Below are 17,561 nucleotides of genomic sequence, written 5' to 3'. Positions count from 1 at the left end.
CTCAGTTCTCCTCAATATCGGTCGGCAGCGGACGTGGCAGGTCATCGCCACTTGAACCATCGAGCCAGTCGACTTTGGACATTTTGCGCACCACGACGAACTCATCGCGGTTGCAACCGACCGTGCCGTAATAGTTGAAACCGTAGGCTTGCTGCGCATAGCCGCCGATCATGTGGGTCGGCTTGAGCACGACGCGGGTAACCGAGTTGTGGTGGCCGCCACGGGTCTTGGTGGTTTCCGAACCTGGCACGTTCACGATCCGCTCCTGTGCGTGATACATCATCACCATGCCGTCCTTGACGCGCTGGCTGACCACCGCCCGGGCGGTCAGTGCACCGTTGACGTTGAAGCACTCGATCCAGTCGTTGTCCTCGATGCCGGCGCTTTTCGCGTCATTCTCCGAGAGCCAGACAATCGGCCCGCCGCGGCTGAGGGTGAGCATCAGCAGGTTGTCGCTGTAGGTGCTGTGGATGCCCCATTTTTGATGCGGGGTAATCCAGTTCAGGACGATTTCGATCTCGCCGTTGCTGCGCTTGCCTTTCACCCCTTCGATGGTGCGGGTGTTGACCGGCGGGCGATAACTCATCAGTTGTTCACCGAATGCCTGCATCCACGGGTGATCCTGATAGAACTGCTGGCGACCGGTGATGGTGCGCCACGGGATCCCTTCGTGAACGTTGGTGTAGCCGGCGTTGTAGCTGACGTGATCGTCTTCGAGGCCCGACCAGGTCGGGCTGGAAATGATCTTGCGCGGCTGTGCCTGAATGTCGCGAAAACGAATCGCCTCGTGGGCCTTGGACAGCGCCAGGTGGCTGTGATCGATGCCGGTAAATTCCGACAGCGCGGCCCAGGCCTTGACCGCAACCTGGCCGTTGGTTTCCGGCGCCAGGGACAGAATCACTTCAGCGGCATCAATGGCCGTGTCGATTTTTGGCCGACCCTGGCTGATACCGGCATCGCCTTCTTTGTGATTGAGTTCACCGAGGAATTTCACTTCGTCTTCGGTGTTCCAGTTGATGCCCTTGCCGCCGTTGCCGTGTTTTTCCAGCAATGGCCCGAGGGACGAGAACTGTTTGTAGATGTTCGGGTAGTCACGCTCGACCACATGCAGGTTGGGTGCGTTCTTGCCCGGCACCGGTGCCACGCCGTCGCTTTTCCAGTCGGTGCCGCCAAACGGCTGGGCCAGTTCGCCGACGCTGTCGTGCATCAGCGGGATGGTCACCAGATCCTTCTCAACGCCCAGGTGCCCTTCGGACATACTGGAAAACGCCTTGGCGATGCCTTTGTAGATTTCCCAGTCGGAACGCGATTCCCACGCCGGGTCGATCGCTGCCGACAACGGGTGAATGAACGGGTGCATGTCCGAGGTGTTCATGTCGTCTTTTTCGTACCAGGTTGCGGTCGGCAACACGATGTCGGAATAGACGCAGGTCGAGGACATGCGGAAGTCCAGCGTAGTGACCAGATCAAGCTTGCCGATGGCGCCCTCATCCACCCATTCGGCTTCTTCAGGTTTGCAATCGCCGACCTGGCCGATGTCTTCGTTCATCACCCCGTTTTTGGTGCCCAGCAGGTACTTGAGCATGTACTCGTGGCCCTTGCCCGAGGAGCCCAGCAGGTTGGAACGCCAGATGAACATGTTGCGCGGGAAGTTGACCGGGCTGTCCGGCTGTTCGCAGGAGAAGCGCAGCGAACCGTCCTGCAACGACTTGACCACGTAGTCTTTCGGGTCCATGCCGGCCGCCGCCGCGTCACGGCAAATGTGCAAAGGGTTAGTGTTGAGTTGCGGTGCGCTGGGCAACCAGCCGGCGCGTTCGGCGCGGATGTTGTAGTCCAGGGCATGCTCAGGGAATTGTGATTTATCGGCCAATGGCGAGAGCACGTCGTGCATGCTCATCTTCTCGTGGCGCCACTGCGAACTGTGAGCGTAGAAGAAGCTGGTGCCGTTCATCTGGCGAGGCGGACGGTTCCAGTCCAGGCCGAACGCCAATGGCAGCCAGCCGCATTGCGGACGGAGTTTTTCCTGGCCAACGTAGTGCGCCCAACCGCCACCGGTCTGACCGACACACCCACAGAGCATGAGCATGTTGATCAGCCCGCGGTAGTTCATGTCCATGTGGTACCAGTGGTTCATCGCCGCGCCGACGATGATCATCGAGCGGCCCTTGGTCTTGTCGGCGTTGTCGGCGAACTCACGGGCGATCTGGATGGCCTTCTCGCGGCTGACGCCAGTGATCTGCTCCTGCCAGGCCGGGGTGCCGGGCACCGAGGCGTCGTTGTAATCCTTGGCGACGTTTTCACCCCCCAAGCCACGGTCGATCGCCAGATTGGCCGCCGACAGGTCGAACACGGTGGCGACTTTGGCCACACTGCCGTCCGCCAGCACCACGCTGTGTACCGGCACGCGGCGGTATTGCACGGCATCGCCGGCCACGTGCTGGAAGTGTTCGTGGGACTCGCCGGCAAAATACGGGAACGCCACTTCGGCCACGTCATCGCCGATCAGGCTCAGCTTCAGATCGATCTCACGGCCTTCGCCGCCTTCGCGGGGAAGGATGTTCCACTTGCCCTTCTCGCCCCAGCGATAGCCGATGGAGCCCTGAGGGGACACCAGTTCGCCACTGACATCCAGCGCGATGGTTTTCCATTCCGGGTTGTTTTCCTGGCCGAGGTTGTCGGTCAGGTCGCTGGCGCGCAGGAAACGGTCTGGCTGGTAACCGGCGCCCGGTGCCTTGTCGACCATTTGCTTGAGCAGCACCAGCACCGGCAAATCGGTGAAGCGCTTGGCGTAGTCGGTGAAATAGGCGCTCGGTTTGTCCAGGTGGAATTCTTTGAAGATCACATGGTTGAACGCCTGGGCCAGCGCCGCATCGGTGCCTTGTTTAGGGTTCAGCCACAGGTCGGTGAGTTTGGCGACTTCCGAGTAATCCGGGGTGATCGCGACCGTCTTGGTGCCCTTGTAACGGACTTCGGTGAAGAAGTGCGCGTCGGGGGTACGGGTTTGCGGGACGTTGGAACCCCAGGCAATGATGTAGTTGGAGTTGTACCAGTCGGCCGATTCCGGCACGTCGGTCTGCTCGCCCCAGACCATCGGCGAGGCCGGTGGCAAGTCGCAGTACCAGTCGTAGAAACTCAGGCAGGCGCCACCGATCAGCGACAGGTAACGCGAGCCTGCGGCATAGCTGACCATCGACATGGCCGGGATCGGCGAGAAGCCGACGATCCGGTCCGGGCCGTATTGCTTGATCGTATAGACGTTGGCCGCGGCAATGATCTCGTTGACTTCCTCCCAGTTGGAGCGGATGAAGCCACCCATGCCACGCTTGCTTTTATAGGAGTCGGCCTTGGCCTTGTCCTCGACGATGCTGGCCCAGGCTTCCACTGGCGCCATGGTCTGCCGCGCATCGCGCCAGAGCTTGAGCAATGGCTTGCGGATTTTCGGGTACTTGAGCCGGTTGGCGCTGTAGATGTACCAGCTGTAACTGGCACCACGCGGACAGCCACGGGGCTCATGGTTCGGCAGATCGTTACGGGTACGCGGGTAGTCGGTCTGCTGGGTTTCCCAGGTGATCAGGCCGTTCTTGACGTAGATTTTCCACGAGCAGGAACCGGTGCAGTTCACCCCGTGGGTGGAACGCACGATCTTGTCGTACTGCCAGCGCGAACGGTAGACGTTCTCCCAGTCACGGGACTCTTTGCGGGTCTCGCCATGACCGTCGGAAAACTCGTTTTGCTTGCGGTTGAAAAACCGCAATTGATCCAGTAAATGACTCACGGTGTAGTCCTCTCAGGCTTTGTCGCGGGGTCTGTGCCCCGCCCACGCAATGGTTGGATGCAGCTCGGCTCAGCAGGGTGTCGCGGCGCCTTTGCGCGCGTACCACCACCACGTCACCACGATGCAGCTCAGGTAAAAGCCGACGAACATGTAGAAGGCCATCTCCGGGCCGCCGGTCAGGGCCATCGAAGAACCGAAGGATTTGGGAATGAAGAACGCACCGAAGGCGCCCATGGCCGAACTGAAGCCCAGGACGGCAGCGGACTCTTTGCCGGCATTTTTCAGCGCTTGTTCGCGCACGGCGGCTGATTTTCCAGCCGAGGCTTTCTCATGCTGGGTGCGGAAGATCACCGGGATCATGCGGAAGGTGGAGCCATTGCCGACGCCGGTGGTGATAAACAGCAGCATGAACAGGCCGAGGAAGCCGTAGAAGTTGCCGCCCTGGCCACTTTCGGGAAGAAAGTGCAGAACACCGAAGACCATCACGATCATCAGCACGAAGTTCCACAAGGTCACCTTCGCACCGCCGAGCTTGTCCGCCAGCCAGCCGCCCAATGGACGCACCAGCGCACCCACCAACGGGCCGAGGAAAGCGAATTTCAAGGCAATGACGTCAGGGAACGAGGTTTTGATCAGCAGCGGAAACGCGGCGGAGAAACCGATGAACGAACCGAAGGTCGCCAGGTACAACCAGCACATCAGCCAGTTGTGTTTGCGTTTGAAGATCACCGCCTGTTCGCTGAACGAGGCCCGGGCACTGGACAGATCATTCATGCCAAACCAGGCCAGCACGGTCACCAGGACAATAAACGGTACCCAGATGAAGCCGGCGTTCTGCAACCACAACTGGCCGCCGTCCGGCAGTGCTTGCGGCGAGCCGCCCATGAAACCGAACACACCGAAGGTAATCACCAGCGGCACACAGAACTGCATCACCGAGACGCCCAGGTTACCCAGCCCCGCGTTGAGGCCAAGGGCCGTGCCCTGCTGCGACTTGGGATAGAAGAAACTGATGTTGGACATGCTCGACGCGAAGTTGCCGCCACCAAAACCGCAGAGCAACGCAATCAACACGAACACGCTGTAGGAGGTGCTCGGGTCCTGCACGGCGAAGCCCATCCAGATCGATGGCAGCAACAGCGACGCGGTGCTCAGGGCGGTCCAGCGACGGCCACCGAAGATCGGCACCATAAAGGAATAGAAGATCCGCAAGGTCGCCCCGGACAGCCCCGGCAACGCCGCCAGCCAGAACAGCTGGTCGGTGGTGAAGGAGAAACCGATGGCGTTCAAACGCACGATCACCGTGCTCCAGACCATCCACACCGCAAAGGCCAGCAGCAGCGCAGGAATGGAAATCCACAAGTTGCGCGTTGCGGTCTGTTTACCGCTACTTCCCCAGAAAGCGGGGTCCTCGGGGCGCCAGTCATGAATGACCGGGCCTTTGTCAGGCTTTTGCAGAACGGACATGTTCTTCTCCTAGGGCAATGCTGGAAATCGGGGACGGTGTCAGCAGCGGCGCTTTACCCAGCACCGGGCTTTTGCGTATTTCGCTGAAGTACATCCAGGTGAGGGAGACCCAGACCACGCCGTACATCAACATGAAGCAGGAAGAGCGCACGCCGGTGAGGTCCACCAGGGCGCCGAACAGGATTGGCAACACGAAGCCGCCCAGGCCACCGGCGAGGCCGACGATGCCGGACACCGCACCCATGTTTTTCGGGTAGTCATTGGCGATGTATTTGAAGACCGAGGCCTTGCCGAACGCGAAGGCGATGCCCATGACGAACAGCAGTACGGTGAACAGCGCAGGGTTGAGGCCGATGTGAAAATCCACCGGGCCGTTGATCGTTTGCACTTGCAGTTGGGTCTGGGGATACGAGAGCAGGAACAGGCAGATCCAGCTGACCCACAACACCCACCAGGTCACGCTTTGCGCACCCCAGCGATCCGACATCCAGCCACCGACCGCACGCAGCACGCCACCGGGCAGGGAAAAACAGGCCGCCAGCAGCGCCGCGCTTTGCAGGCTGAAACCGTATTCCTGTACGTAGTATTTGGTCATCCACAGCGCGAGGGCGACGTAGCCACCGAAGACGATCGAGTAGTACTGGCAGTAGCGCCACACGGCCGGGTCCTTCAGCGAACTCAATTGCTCACGCAACGTGGCGCCCGAAGCGCTGCGGTGGTTTTTGTTCTCGGCGCTGAGGAACCAGAACAACAGCGCGGTGATAAATAGAATGGCGCTGAAAACTTTCGGCACCAACTGCCAACTGCCGGCAGCGATCAATGCCGGGGCCAGAAACTTGGTCACCGCGGCTCCGGCGTTACCGGCGCCGAAGATGCCCATGGCGAAGCCCTGATTATCCTTGTCGAACCATTTGGCGACGTAGGCAATCCCCACCGAGAACGAGCCGCCGGCCAGGCCGACGAACAAGCCCAGCACCAGGAACTGCCAATAGGCGGTGGCGTGACTGATCAGGTACAACGGCGCGACGCAGGCCAGCATCAGCAGGAAGAACACGCTGCGCCCACCAAAGCGGTCGGTCAGCAGCCCCAGTGGCAGACGCACCAGCGAACCGGTCAGCACCGGCGTCGCGGCCAGCAGGCCGAACTGGGTTTCGTTGAGCTGGAGAAGGTCCTTGATCGGCACCCCGAGCACGGCAAACATCATCCAGACCATGAAGCAGACAGTGAAGGCCAATGTGCTCATGCCCAGCACCAGGCCTTGTCGTACACGGGGTTCGGTCACAATGCTCTCCAGTCAGTTAGCCATGGCGGCAGACTAGAGAGGCCAACCCCGCAAAAACTTGACCTACGTCAACGAAGCCCATGGGGGCATAGGCCTATGCTTGCGGGGTCTACCTCTAAGGAGGTAGTACAGAAGAACCCTAAAACCGTTTTTTTATCAGTGTCTTAAGGTTTTTCGCCAAGGTTTTTGCTGACAAGGATCAGTCGACAACTCTTTAGAGGTAGCGCGCCCGGGATCGGCGGCAAAGCCCTGACCTGGGGTTCCGCATGCTCTGTTTTCCTGAAATTTTCCGGGACCTGCGCTGATGATGCGCTGGTTGCGCAGCTCCCTGCCCGCTCGCGCCGGGCTGGCCGTGATCCTGATCGCCGTGCTCGCCCTCGCCAGTTCGTTGAGCGCCGGACTGATCGCCTGGTTCAGCCAGGGTGATGCGGCTGCCATCAACACCGCAGGCTCTGTGCGCATGGAGACTTACCACCTGAGCTGGAAACTGGCCGCAGGGGCAACCGGCGAAGAAATCCTGGCCATCACCGACAGCCTGCAAACCCGTCTAAACAGCCAGTCACTCAAAGCCGTGCTGGAAGATGGCCCGACCACCGCGCTGCAGATCAGCTACGGGCAAATCCAGCAACAATGGAACGAGGATTTGCGTCCGGCGCTGGAGCGCGGTGATGCCGCCTATTTTCAGGTCCAGGCCCTGTCCTTCGTTGAGCAACTGAACCATTTCGTCGACCTGTTGCAGCGCCAAAGCGAACAGAAGCAAGGCTGGCAACAAGTTATCCAGGGCTTGGCGCTGTTCACCACGATGATCGTCCTGCTGCTTGGGCTTTACGAACTGCAATATGGCGTGGTCACGCCTTTGAAAGAGTTGGTGGACGCGACCCAGCGTTTTCGTCGTGGCGATTTCAAGGTACGGGTCAACCATCAGTCCCAGGACGAATTGGGCCAATTGGCCATGAGTTTCAACGCCATGGCCGAGACGATCGAAGACTCGCATCGCACCCTTGAGAGTCAGGTGCAGCAAAAAACCCTGAACCTGCAACAAGCCAATGCTGCCCTTGAATTGCTGTACCAAAGCAGTCGAAGCCTGGCCACACGCCTGGCCAATGCCGAAGGTTTGGATGAGTTGATCCGGCGCTTCCAGCAACGCCTGCCCGGCTTGCGCCTGTCGCTGTGCCTGCAAGGTCAATTGCAGGCCCCGGCCCAACAGTTGCTCGCCCTGCATGGCGCCAACATCCGCGAAGTTTGCGCCAGCAGCGATTGCGCCACGTGCCAGAAGCACCATAAAGCCAGCCCGCAAACCTTCAGCATCAGCAACCAGGGCAGCGAACTGGGTGAGCTCAAGGCGCATTTTGTCGATGGACACCCGACGCAAGCCTGGGAAACCCAACTGATCCAGGCCCTGGCCAACCTGATCGGCACCTCGCTCTCGCTCAAGCGCCAACGGGAACAGGATCATCGCCTGCTGTTGCTCGACGAACGCACGATCATTGCCCGCGAGCTGCACGATTCACTGGCCCAGGCCCTGTCCTACATGAAGCTGCAAGTCAGCCGCCTGCAAACCCTGATGCGTCGTGGCGAACCGATCGAGACCCTGGAAAACGTCACCGCCGAACTGCGCGAAGGGTTGAACAATGCCTACCGCCAGTTACGCGAATTGCTGACCACCTTTCGCTTGCAGATTCACGATGCGGGGCTGGTACAGGAGCTCAAGGACACCGCCGAAGAATTCTCCCGTCGCGGGGAGTGCCAGGTGCACCTGCACGTCGACGCGCTGGCCTTTCAATTATCGGCCAGCGAACAAATCCACATTCTGCAGATCACCCGCGAGGCGCTCTCCAATTGCCTGCGTCACGCCCATGCGCAAAACGCCTGGCTGCAACTGCGTCAGGACGGTGAAACCGTGAGGCTCATCGTCGAAGACGACGGGCGTGGCTTCAGCGGCAACGTCGACCAACGCGAGCATCACGGCCTGAAAATCATGGATGAGCGGGCCCGCAGCTTGCGCGGTCAACTCGAAATAGTCTCCAGGGAGCCGCAAGGCACCCGTGTCCAACTGGAATTCCAACCGGAGTTTCTGGGACAAAAAACAGAAGGTAGCGTCACATGAACCCATCCCTGCAACACACCATCCTGCTGGTCGATGACCATCCGATGATGCGTCACGGCATCCGCCAGATGCTCGAACTCGAAGATGATTTCCTGATCGTCGGTGAAGCCAGCAACGGTGAAGAAGCGCTCGGACTGATCGAGCCGCTGCAACCGGATCTGGTGTTGCTCGATAACAACATGCCGGTGATGAATGGCATTGAAACCCTGCGCCAGTTACGGGCGATGCACTACACCGGCAAGGTGCTGCTGTTCACGGTCTCGGATGCCGAAGACGATATTCGCGACGCACTGCGCCTGGATGCCGACGGCTACCTGCTCAAGGACATGGAGCCCGAACTGTTGATTCAGTACATCCGCAATGCCTTGAACGGCGAATTGGTGATCAGCCCGGGGCTGACCCAGGTCATGGCCCAGGCACTGCGCTCACCCCAGCGCCAGACCGTGGTGGAACTGACCGAGCGTGAACGTCAGGTGCTGAAAACCATCGCCAGCGGCTTCAGCAACAAAGTCATCGGGCACAAGCTCGGCATCACTGAAGGGACGGTCAAGGTTCATGTGAAAAACCTGCTGCACAAACTCGGTTTGCGCTCGCGGGTCGAGGCTGCGGTATGGGCCATGGAGCATCTGCGCAATGCCGGATGACGGGTATGCCTCTTTGGAGGTAGACCGGCAGAGGCATAGGTCATCCGGCCGACACTCTCTACTATGAGCGTCAGCGGAGGTACGCCATGCTGACCCACCCTTCCATCGTTTTAACGTTGCGCCGTCACCATCTGTTCAGCCAACTTCCGGAGAAAGTCTTCGAGGAAGTCTGCGGCCTGGCGATGCTCAAGCGCCTGAGTTGTCACAGCACACTCATGCACCAAGGGGATCCGGCCAAGCGTTTCTTCCTGCTGGTCAGCGGCCAGATCAAGTTGTATCGGCTGACCGGCGAAGGCCAGGAGAATCTGGTGGAGATCATCCAGCCGGGCCAGACCTTTGCCGAAGCCTTACTGTTCAGCCAGGCCCGTCTCTACCCGGTCAGCGCCACGGCGCTGAAAGACAGCGTACTGGTGAGTATCGAGGGCAACCACTACCGCAATGCCCTGGAAGATCAGCCGAAAGTCTGCCTGGCGATCCTGGCGAGCATGAGCGTGCACCTGCACCTGCGTCTGCGCGACATCGACACCTTGACCATGGCCAGTGCGAGCCGCCGGGTGATCAATTTCCTGTTGCAGGAACGCAACCCGGTCAGCGGTTTGATTGTGTTGCAGGTGTCCAAACGCCTGGTGGCCTCGAAGCTGGGCATTCAGCCGGAAACCTTTTCGCGGATCTTGCACCGCCTGGTGGACAGCGGCCTGATCGCGATGGAACGCCGCACTATCAGCATCCTCGCCGAAGAGGATCTCGCGGCCTTCCAATAGTCGTAATTGACCGCCGTCAATGCGCAATGCCACCGCTCTTGCAGACTGAAGAAGTCCCTCCATGGAGAGTGCTCATGCCCCGTTCAACCTTGCCGCTGATTTATGCCTGCTCAGGCTGTTCCAACGTTGCCCAACTGGCCAATACCCTGGCCGTGCGGCTTGATCGCAGCGGACTGGCGGAAATGTCCTGCATCGTCGGTGTTGGCGGGCATGTGGCGGCGCTGGTCAACAAGGCCCGTTCGGGACGGCGGATTTTTGCGTTGGACGGCTGCCCGCTGCAATGCGTCGAAAACTGCCTGAAGCAACATGGCCTGCACGCGAACGTGCACTTGATTCTTAGCCATTACGGGTTGCGTAAACGCAATGGCGAGGATTGCACGCCAGCGCAGGGGGATGAGTTGTTCGAAGAGATCAGGCAGTTGATTGCGAGTGATGCTCGCCAGCATGAAAAACGCCAGTAAACAATGGTCTGACGGCCACCGAAATTCCAACAGGGGGAGCGCGCCTGCTCGCGAAGGCGGCGTGTCAGTCAGCCTCCATATGGATGGACTGGCCCCTTCGCGAGCAAGCTCGCTCCCACTGTTAATCTGTGTGGGTCAAACCGTCGCCAACCCCTTCCCTGCCCGCTCCAGATTGCGCCACAGCCACACAGGCAACACGTCGGGATCGAGGCTGTCGATCAGGTTCTTCAGCGCCAGCCCCAACTCCGTATCACCCTCAATCACCAAACGCCTGCGAAAGAACAACGTATCCGGATCCTCCTGACGGCTGGCCAGCAATAAAAACTCGCGCCAGTTACCGCTGATGGTCACATGCGCCGTGGCATGCTCGGCAATTCGCAACCCTTGACGGGTCAGCGTCAAATACCAGGACAAGCCCAAATCCGGAATCCGCAGGCACAACCAGCGCCCACGCAACACTTCAAACTCGCCGTCGCGCAAAGGCTCGGCAAGGCAACGATTCAACGCCTGCTGCAACGCCAGACGCTGCACTGCAAAAGGCACCCGGCTCACCAGTGGCAATAACCGGTCGGCACCTTTCAACAGCCATTTTTTTCGGTTCAACACAAGCCGACCTCCTCGATGCGCAACATGCCGGCCTGGCCATGCCAGTAACCGTTACAACCGTCGACGAACACCGGCGGTGTCTCGCCCAGACGAACCCGTTGATAGGCGGCAATGACCTGCGCCATGCCTTGATAACGAGGGCTCAGTCGCAACAAATCAGCGCCGCAGGCCACCAGCCCCGCGTAATCTGCCAGGAGATTGGTCACCTCGGCCGACATTGTTTGAATGCCGTTAATGGTGAACAGTGCTTGCCCTTCCTGACTGGTCAGCGGCAGACCATCGGGGTAGTTGATGCAGCAAAACTGGCAGTTGTCCTTGGGCCGGTTTTCCGCCCGCGCGGTGAAGCAGCGTGCGGAATAGGCCAACGGCAAATGCCCGTAAGCAAAGACTTCGACTTCCGGGACCTCTCGACCCAGTTCCCGCACCTGATCGAGCACATCGCTAATCAGCGTCGCCGAACACTCCACGGGCGGCACCCAACGGGTCATCCCGCCGTCCAGCAGTTGCGTGAGCGTATGCCCGTTGTACACATTCAGCGCAGGACCGCCCACGAACGGCAACTTGCGCTCGGCCAGAAACTGCACCGCGCCCATGTCGTTGGCTTCCACCAACAGTTGGCCGTTGTCGCAGAGCCGCCGCAGGCTAGAGAGCTCAGAGGCCGCTTCGATAAGCGTCAGGCTGGAGAGAACCAGTTGTGCCTGGCTGCATTCTTGTAACTCGCGCCCCAGGCCCAACCATTGATCCAATGAAAATGACCGGCGTTTCGAGCACACGGTTTCCCCCAGATAAATCACATCCAGGGGCAAGGCCGACATCTCGGCGTAAAAGTTGCTGAGTTGCGCTTTGTCCCAATAAAACAGGACCGGTCCAAGGCTGAGCTTCATGTCGCCTCCCTCATTGCCATGATCGATGGTAAGCACCCAAAGTGGTCTGGCTGCCTTCGGACAAACCGGCCAACACCCGGCGCCATTCCTCCTTGACCCGAAAACTGCCAGGCGAGCCACGATGGGCATCCAGCGCCGCACGCCAGACACGGGTGACTTGTTCGACATACGCCGGGCTGCGTTGCCGGCCCTCGATTTTGACCGCCTCGACGCCGATGGCCGTCAATTCCGGCAGCAAGTCCAGGGTGTCGAGGCTGGTGGGTTCTTCCAGCGCATGAAAGCGTTTGCCGCCGACCAGGAAACGGCCTTTGCACAAGGTCGGATAACCGGCGGGTTCCTCAGGGGTGTAACGGTCGATCAGCACTTCACTGAGCCGTGCGCTCAAGCCGTCGGCGTCTTCGCTCCAGCGCACCGCTTTGGCCGGCGAACAGACGCCACAGAGGTTCGGCGACTCACCGGTAATGTACGAAGACAGATGGCAACGCCCTTCAGCCATGATGCACAAGCTGCCGAAGCCAAAGACTTCGATGGGCACCGGGCTGCTTGCAGCGACCTGGCGCACCTGCGCCAACGACAACACCCGAGGCAGTACCGCGCGACGAATTCCGTAGCGTTGCGCATAAAACTCCAGGGCCGCGGCATGGGTCGCCGAGCCCTGCACCGACAGGTGCAGCGCCAGTTGCGGATGCCGCTGGCTGGCGTAGTTGAGTACGCCGGGGTCGGCGGCGATCAGCGCATCCACACCAAAATCGGCGGCGCGATCAACCGCGCGCTGCCAGCGTTCCCAGCCCTTGGGTTGCGGGTAGGTGTTGACCGCGACGTAGAGTTTGCGTTGGTGCTGACGGATGTGGGCGACCGCCGCGTCGAATTGTTTGTCGTCCATGTTCAGCCCTGCAAAATGCCGGGCATTGGTGTCATCGCGAAAACCGACATAAACGGCATCGGCGCCTTGGCGCACCGCCGCTTTCAGCGCAGGCAGGTTGCCTGCCGGGCAGACCAGTTGCATGGGTAATCCTCATGGAAAAACGCGTCTGGACCCTCCCTCGATGCCTGTGGCACAGCGATCGAAAAAGGCGCTGCCAGTCTAGCGAGACCGGCAGGCACGGCCTTGACGGCAATCAATTGCGATTAATGCATCAGGTCGGCGAAGGACAGGAACATCACGTTGTCGTGCTTGAGCACTTGCTGCTCGCACTCGATCACCGCAAGGCCATCGGCCCAGCACGCGGCGGTCAACATCGCCGAGCTTTGCTGAGGGTGCAGCTCCACGCTCAACTGACCATCAGCACCGGGTGTCAGCCGAGCCCGCAGGTACTGCCGACGTTTGTTGCGCTGCAACCAATCGAACCCGGCGGGCACGGCCAGTGGCGCCGGCAACACATCGCTGACGCCCTGGGCCCTGAGCAGGAACGGGCGCACCACCACCAACGCGGTAATCAGCGCCGCCGAAGGATTGCCCGGCATGCCGATCCAGGGTTTGCCGGCGACTTCGCCGAAGGCCAGCGGCTTGCCCGGCTGAATGGCCAGCCGCCAGAAATCCAGGCTGCCGAGTTCCTCGATCGCTTGTTTGAGGTGATCTTCCTCACCCACCGAGACGCCACCGGAACTCAACAACAGGTCGCATTCCGAAGACGCCAGGCTCAAGGCATGCCGGCTGGCGGCCAACTCATCGGCCATGACGCCATAGTCATGCACCTCCACCCCCCAACCGCTCAACAACGTGGCGAGGCAGTAGCGATTGCTGTTGTAAATCTGCCCGGGCGCCAATGAATCACCCGGCTCACGCAGTTCATTGCCACTGCTGAGCAAGCACACCTGCAACGGACGATAGACCTCAACCTGCCCGATGCCAGCGCCAGCCAGCAACCCCACTTCTTGCGCACGCAGACGTTTGCCGGCCTGGATTAACAGGTCGCCGCGGCGAACCTCCTCACCTTCTTTGCGCACGTGATCGCCAGTACTGACGGGCGGGAACCACACGCGCTCGCCCTCGATCCGACAGCGCTCTTGCGGCACCACGGTGTCGGCGCCTGCAGGTAATGGAGCGCCGGTAAAAATCTGCACTGCTTGCTGCGCGAGCAACGGTGAGCACGCCGAATCCCCCGCTGCGATTCGTCCGCCAATCAACAACCAGCCACCCTCCGGTGGCAGGTCAGCGGCCCTGAGGGCATAACCGTCCATGGCGCTGTTGTCCCAGGCCGGCAGGTTGACGGGGGAATGAATGTCCGCCGCCAGCACCCGACCCAAGGCTTGATCCAGGTCGATCTTTTGCGGCAGGGGCGGCGGCGGTGCCTGGTCCAGCAAACGATTGATGGCCTCGTCCACCGGCATCAAGTGACCAAGGTCACACACCCGGCCGGTCATGAGCGGGTCTCGCAGGCGTCGACGACCCGTTGCCCTTGCGGTTTCAAATGGGGGGCGAAATTGCATGGGCCGGTGCGGCTGTCCAGCTGTTCGAGCAGAATCTGGTTCCAGGCCGTTCGACACGCGCCCGGCGAACCCGGAACGCAGCACACCAGCACGCCATTGCTCATCCCCGCCAATGCCCGTGACTGCAGGCTGGACATGCCGATTTCCGCAAGGGACACCTGACGAAACAGTTCACCGAAGCCTTCCACGTGTTTGTCCAGCAACGGCAAGACCGCTTGTGGTGTGTTGTCGCGCGCGGTGAAACCGGTGCCGCCGGTCATCAATACCACCTGCACCTTGGAGTCGGCGATCCAGTGGGAAACCTTGGCGCGGATCTGATAAATGTCGTCCTTGACCAGACCACGATCGATCAATACATGCCCGGCCGTTTGCAGCAAATCCGTGAGGGTCTGCCCCGAGGTGTCGGTGTCAAAGGTGCGCGTATCGCTGATGGTCAGTACGGCAATGTTCAGGGGTTCAAACGTGCGTTGCGCCAGATGGGCCATATCCAAGCCTTCCCGTAAATGAGGGTATGGGGCAAAGCCTGAACTGGAATGCCCGATGAGCCTATTCCTCCAAGGAGGTACCTCTACAGGGACATATGAAGAACGTGTAGGCCACACGATACCTGTGGGAGCGAGCCTGCTCGCGATAGCGGCTTGTCAGGCAACATTGATGTCGACTGACCCACTGCTATCGCGAGCAGGCTCGCTCCCACATTGTTCTCCATCGCTGCGCGTTCTGCGGGTTCAAGGTGCCAGGCGGTTGCGTTGCCATACGCCATCGCGCAACCGGTAATCGAGGCGGTCATGCAAGCGGTCGGCACGGCCTTGCCAGAATTCCAGGCGATCCGGCTGCAAGCAGTAGCCGCCCCAATGCTCGGGCCGCGGCACGGTCTGGCCGGCAAACCGTTGGGTGGTTTGTGTCAACAGCGACTCAAGCTCGGCCCGATTGGCCAATGGTCGGCTTTGCGGTGAGGCCCAGGCGCCCAGGCGACTGTCCTGTGAGCGGGAATCGAAGTACGCATCCGACAGCGTCGGGGCGAGCCTGGACACCTGACCCTCGATCCGCACCTGACGCTCCAGCCCCGGCCAAAAAAAGGTCATCGCAGCATACGGATTAGCAGCCAATTGCTGCCCCTTGTCGCTCTGGTAATGACCGAAAAACGTGAAGCCTTCATCACTAAAGCCCTTGAGCAGCAGGACCCGACAGTGCGGGCGACCTTCACTGTCGACGGTCGCCAGCACCATGCTGTTGGCTTCGACAGGCGCACGCTCGGTGTCGCGGGCCAGTTGCATCCACTGTCGGAACATGGCCAGCGGGTCGTCCAGCGCCGCTTCGTCTTGCAGGCCAAAAAGGGTGTAGTTGCGGCGCATCTGTGCCAGAGAAAGGGGCATGACGGTGATCTCCGAAAAGGTTCTGCCCAGCGTGCGAGACTTCGCGCAACAGCACCTTGACCACCATCAACACTGAGCATGCCCCGCCTTATTTGAGGCGTAACCGCCGCGCCAGTTTGTGCAGGTTGCTGGGATCGATTTCCAGGATCCGCGCGGCGCTGGCCCAGTTATCCCCGGACAGGCTCAAGGCCTGGAGAATTTTCTTGCGCTGGTAATCGTCGACCGCTTCCCCCAGGGGCTGGAACGGCGCGTCAGCCGTTTCGTCCAGAGGACTTTCGACGACCACGCCCTGCCCGCCCATGGCACTGTCGAGGTCCAGAATCTCGGGTTCCAGCGTCATGATCAGGGTACGACTCGTGCCGCGGCTGAGCGTCTTCAACGCGGCTCGGCTGATCACATGTTCCAGCTCGCGCACGTTGCCCGGCCAGTTGTAAGTCAGCAGCGCGCGCTCGGCGGCCGGCGACAGACGCAAACCGCGCAAGCCAAGCCGCGCCCGATTCAGCTCAAGGAAGTGCCCGGCCAGCATCAACACATCGTTACCCCGCTCGCGCAACGGCGGAATCGGCACCGGATAGACCGAGAGCCGGTGATACAGATCCGCCCGAAACAAGCCATCGCGGATGCTGTCCGGCAGGTGCCGGTTAGTCGCGGCGATGATGCGCACATCGACGTGCAACGGCTTGTCGGCGCCGAGGCGCTGGATCTCGCCGTTCTGCAGGGTGCGCAGCAGTTTCGCCTGCACAGCCAACGGCAATTCACCGACTTCATCGAGAAACAGCGTGCCGCCGTTGGCCGCATCGAAACGCCCGGCACGGTCACTGGTGGCGCCGGAAAACGCGCCTTTGACATGGCCGAACAATTCACTTTCCGCCAGAGACTCCGGCAAAGCAGCGCAGTTGACCTGCACCAGCGGCTTATGACTGCGACGCGACAGACGATGCAAGCGCCGGGCGAACAGCTCTTTGCCGACGCCGGTCTCGCCCAGCAGCAACACCGGCAGCTCGGAATCGGCCAGTACATCCAGTTCATTGAGCAACTGGTGCAGCACTTCACTTTGCCCGAGGATTTCGCCTTCGTCCGCCGGTCTGCGTACGTCTTGAATATCGCTGCGGGACAAGCGCAGGCTGCGGTTTTCCTGTTCCAGTCGGGTGACTCGCACGGCGGCTTCGATCTGCAAGGTGCAGCGCTTGAGTTCTTCCCGCGCACGGCTGTCGAAGGTCCCGGCATGCAGCGCATCGAGGGTGATCGCCCCCCAGATCCGACCTTCCACATACAGACTCACGCCCATGCAGTCATGCACTGGCATCGGTTCGCCGGCGTGATTGTCGAGCAAGCCATCATAGGGATCCGGCAGCCGACTGTCGGGCTCGAACCAGGTGGGTTCGCGCGACGCCATGATCGCCGCCAGCCGCGGATGCTGAGCGATGACAAACCGGCGGCCCAACGCTTCATGCACCAGCCCCACCGTCGCGACCGGCCTGAGGCTGTCGTCATCCAGACGCAGCAATCCCACGGCGCCACTGTTGAAGTACTCGCGCAGGGTCTGGACCAAACGTTGCAACCGCACAGCATTCGGCAACTCGACGATCAGGTCGGCCGCCAGGCTTTCACGCAGCATGGTAGTTATTACCCTCTATGGTTGGATTCACCCTAAAGCGTCCGGGTGTCTATCACCACAACTAAAAATTAAGCCATATTTTTCAATATGTTAAATATGGCATGCCGGATGCAATGAGCCTGGGAAACCGTTGAAATCCAAACAAGGAAC

Annotated in this window: 14 protein-coding genes; 4 read left to right on the top strand and 10 right to left on the bottom strand. The window is 60.5% G+C overall.

What is annotated here, in order from left to right:
• Window position 1: 1 nt before the first annotated feature.
• The 3 genes from HP062_RS04550 to HP062_RS04540 all read right to left on the bottom strand — a co-directional run bounded on the left by HP062_RS04550 (window position 2) and on the right by HP062_RS04540 (window position 6,524).
• On the bottom strand, window positions 2-3,775 hold the full coding sequence (locus HP062_RS04550; protein ID WP_172790912.1) for a nitrate reductase subunit alpha: 3,774 nt from the start codon (window positions 3,773-3,775) through the stop codon (window positions 2-4).
• Window positions 3,776-3,844: 69 nt separating this feature from the next.
• Window positions 3,845-5,242, bottom strand: a complete 1,398-nt coding sequence (locus HP062_RS04545) for a NarK family nitrate/nitrite MFS transporter (RefSeq protein ID WP_077748435.1) — start codon at window positions 5,240-5,242, stop codon at window positions 3,845-3,847.
• Window positions 5,220-6,524, bottom strand: a complete 1,305-nt coding sequence (locus HP062_RS04540) for a nitrate/nitrite transporter (protein WP_172790911.1) — start codon at window positions 6,522-6,524, stop codon at window positions 5,220-5,222. Before HP062_RS04540 ends, HP062_RS04545 begins: the two co-directional genes overlap by 23 nt.
• Before the next feature lie 304 nt (window positions 6,525-6,828).
• Between HP062_RS04540 and HP062_RS04535 the strand changes: the two genes are divergently transcribed.
• From HP062_RS04535 to HP062_RS04520, 4 genes are all read left to right on the top strand, one after another.
• Window positions 6,829-8,631, top strand: coding sequence for a HAMP domain-containing protein (locus tag HP062_RS04535; protein WP_077748433.1), 1,803 nt, complete (start codon window positions 6,829-6,831; stop codon window positions 8,629-8,631).
• On the top strand, window positions 8,628-9,275 hold the full coding sequence (narL, locus tag HP062_RS04530) for a two-component system response regulator NarL (RefSeq protein ID WP_010460222.1): 648 nt from the start codon (window positions 8,628-8,630) through the stop codon (window positions 9,273-9,275). The genes HP062_RS04535 and narL overlap by 4 nt, the downstream gene beginning before the upstream one ends.
• Before the next feature lie 86 nt (window positions 9,276-9,361).
• Complete coding sequence (locus HP062_RS04525; protein ID WP_172790910.1) at window positions 9,362-10,036, top strand: Crp/Fnr family transcriptional regulator; 675 nt, start codon at window positions 9,362-9,364, stop codon at window positions 10,034-10,036.
• 74 nt (window positions 10,037-10,110) lie between these two features.
• A complete protein-coding gene (locus tag HP062_RS04520) occupies window positions 10,111-10,497 on the top strand; it encodes a putative zinc-binding protein (protein WP_102593695.1) in 387 nt (128 codons plus the stop codon).
• Window positions 10,498-10,632: 135 nt separating this feature from the next.
• Here HP062_RS04520 and HP062_RS04515 read toward each other — a convergent pair whose 3' ends face one another.
• The 7 genes from HP062_RS04515 to norR all read right to left on the bottom strand — a co-directional run bounded on the left by HP062_RS04515 (window position 10,633) and on the right by norR (window position 17,411).
• The gene (locus HP062_RS04515) at window positions 10,633-11,103 is read right to left on the bottom strand and encodes an SCP2 domain-containing protein (protein ID WP_172790909.1); all 471 of its coding nucleotides are present in this window, start codon (window positions 11,101-11,103) and stop codon (window positions 10,633-10,635) included.
• Window positions 11,097-11,987: a U32 family peptidase gene (locus tag HP062_RS04510; protein WP_172790908.1), complete on the bottom strand. Its 891-nt coding sequence runs from the start codon at window positions 11,985-11,987 to the stop codon at window positions 11,097-11,099. Before HP062_RS04510 ends, HP062_RS04515 begins: the two co-directional genes overlap by 7 nt.
• 10 nt (window positions 11,988-11,997) lie before the next feature.
• Window positions 11,998-12,993 (bottom strand): peptidase U32 family protein, encoded by a 996-nt coding sequence (locus HP062_RS04505; RefSeq protein ID WP_010460211.1) that lies wholly within the window; start codon window positions 12,991-12,993, stop codon window positions 11,998-12,000.
• Window positions 12,994-13,115: 122 nt separating this feature from the next.
• Window positions 13,116-14,351 carry a gephyrin-like molybdotransferase Glp gene (gene glp / locus HP062_RS04500; protein WP_172790907.1) on the bottom strand — a complete coding sequence of 412 codons (1,236 nt, stop codon included), beginning with the start codon at window positions 14,349-14,351 and terminating at the stop codon, window positions 13,116-13,118.
• The gene (gene moaB / locus HP062_RS04495; RefSeq protein WP_172790906.1) at window positions 14,348-14,902 is read right to left on the bottom strand and encodes a molybdenum cofactor biosynthesis protein B; all 555 of its coding nucleotides are present in this window, start codon (window positions 14,900-14,902) and stop codon (window positions 14,348-14,350) included. The genes glp and moaB overlap by 4 nt, the downstream gene beginning before the upstream one ends.
• 243 nt (window positions 14,903-15,145) lie before the next feature.
• On the bottom strand, window positions 15,146-15,793 hold the full coding sequence (gene pdxH / locus HP062_RS04490) for a pyridoxamine 5'-phosphate oxidase (protein ID WP_010460203.1): 648 nt from the start codon (window positions 15,791-15,793) through the stop codon (window positions 15,146-15,148).
• 88 nt (window positions 15,794-15,881) lie between these two features.
• On the bottom strand, window positions 15,882-17,411 hold the full coding sequence (gene norR / locus HP062_RS04485; RefSeq protein WP_010460201.1) for a nitric oxide reductase transcriptional regulator NorR: 1,530 nt from the start codon (window positions 17,409-17,411) through the stop codon (window positions 15,882-15,884).
• Between the last annotated feature and the right edge of the window lie 150 nt (window positions 17,412-17,561).

This window comes from Pseudomonas sp. B14-6 (assembly GCF_013260315.1).
Taxonomy (GTDB): domain Bacteria; phylum Pseudomonadota; class Gammaproteobacteria; order Pseudomonadales; family Pseudomonadaceae; genus Aquipseudomonas; species Aquipseudomonas mandelii.
Note: the sequence above shows the minus strand (reverse complement) of the source record. Positions and strands in the feature narration are given on the sequence as shown.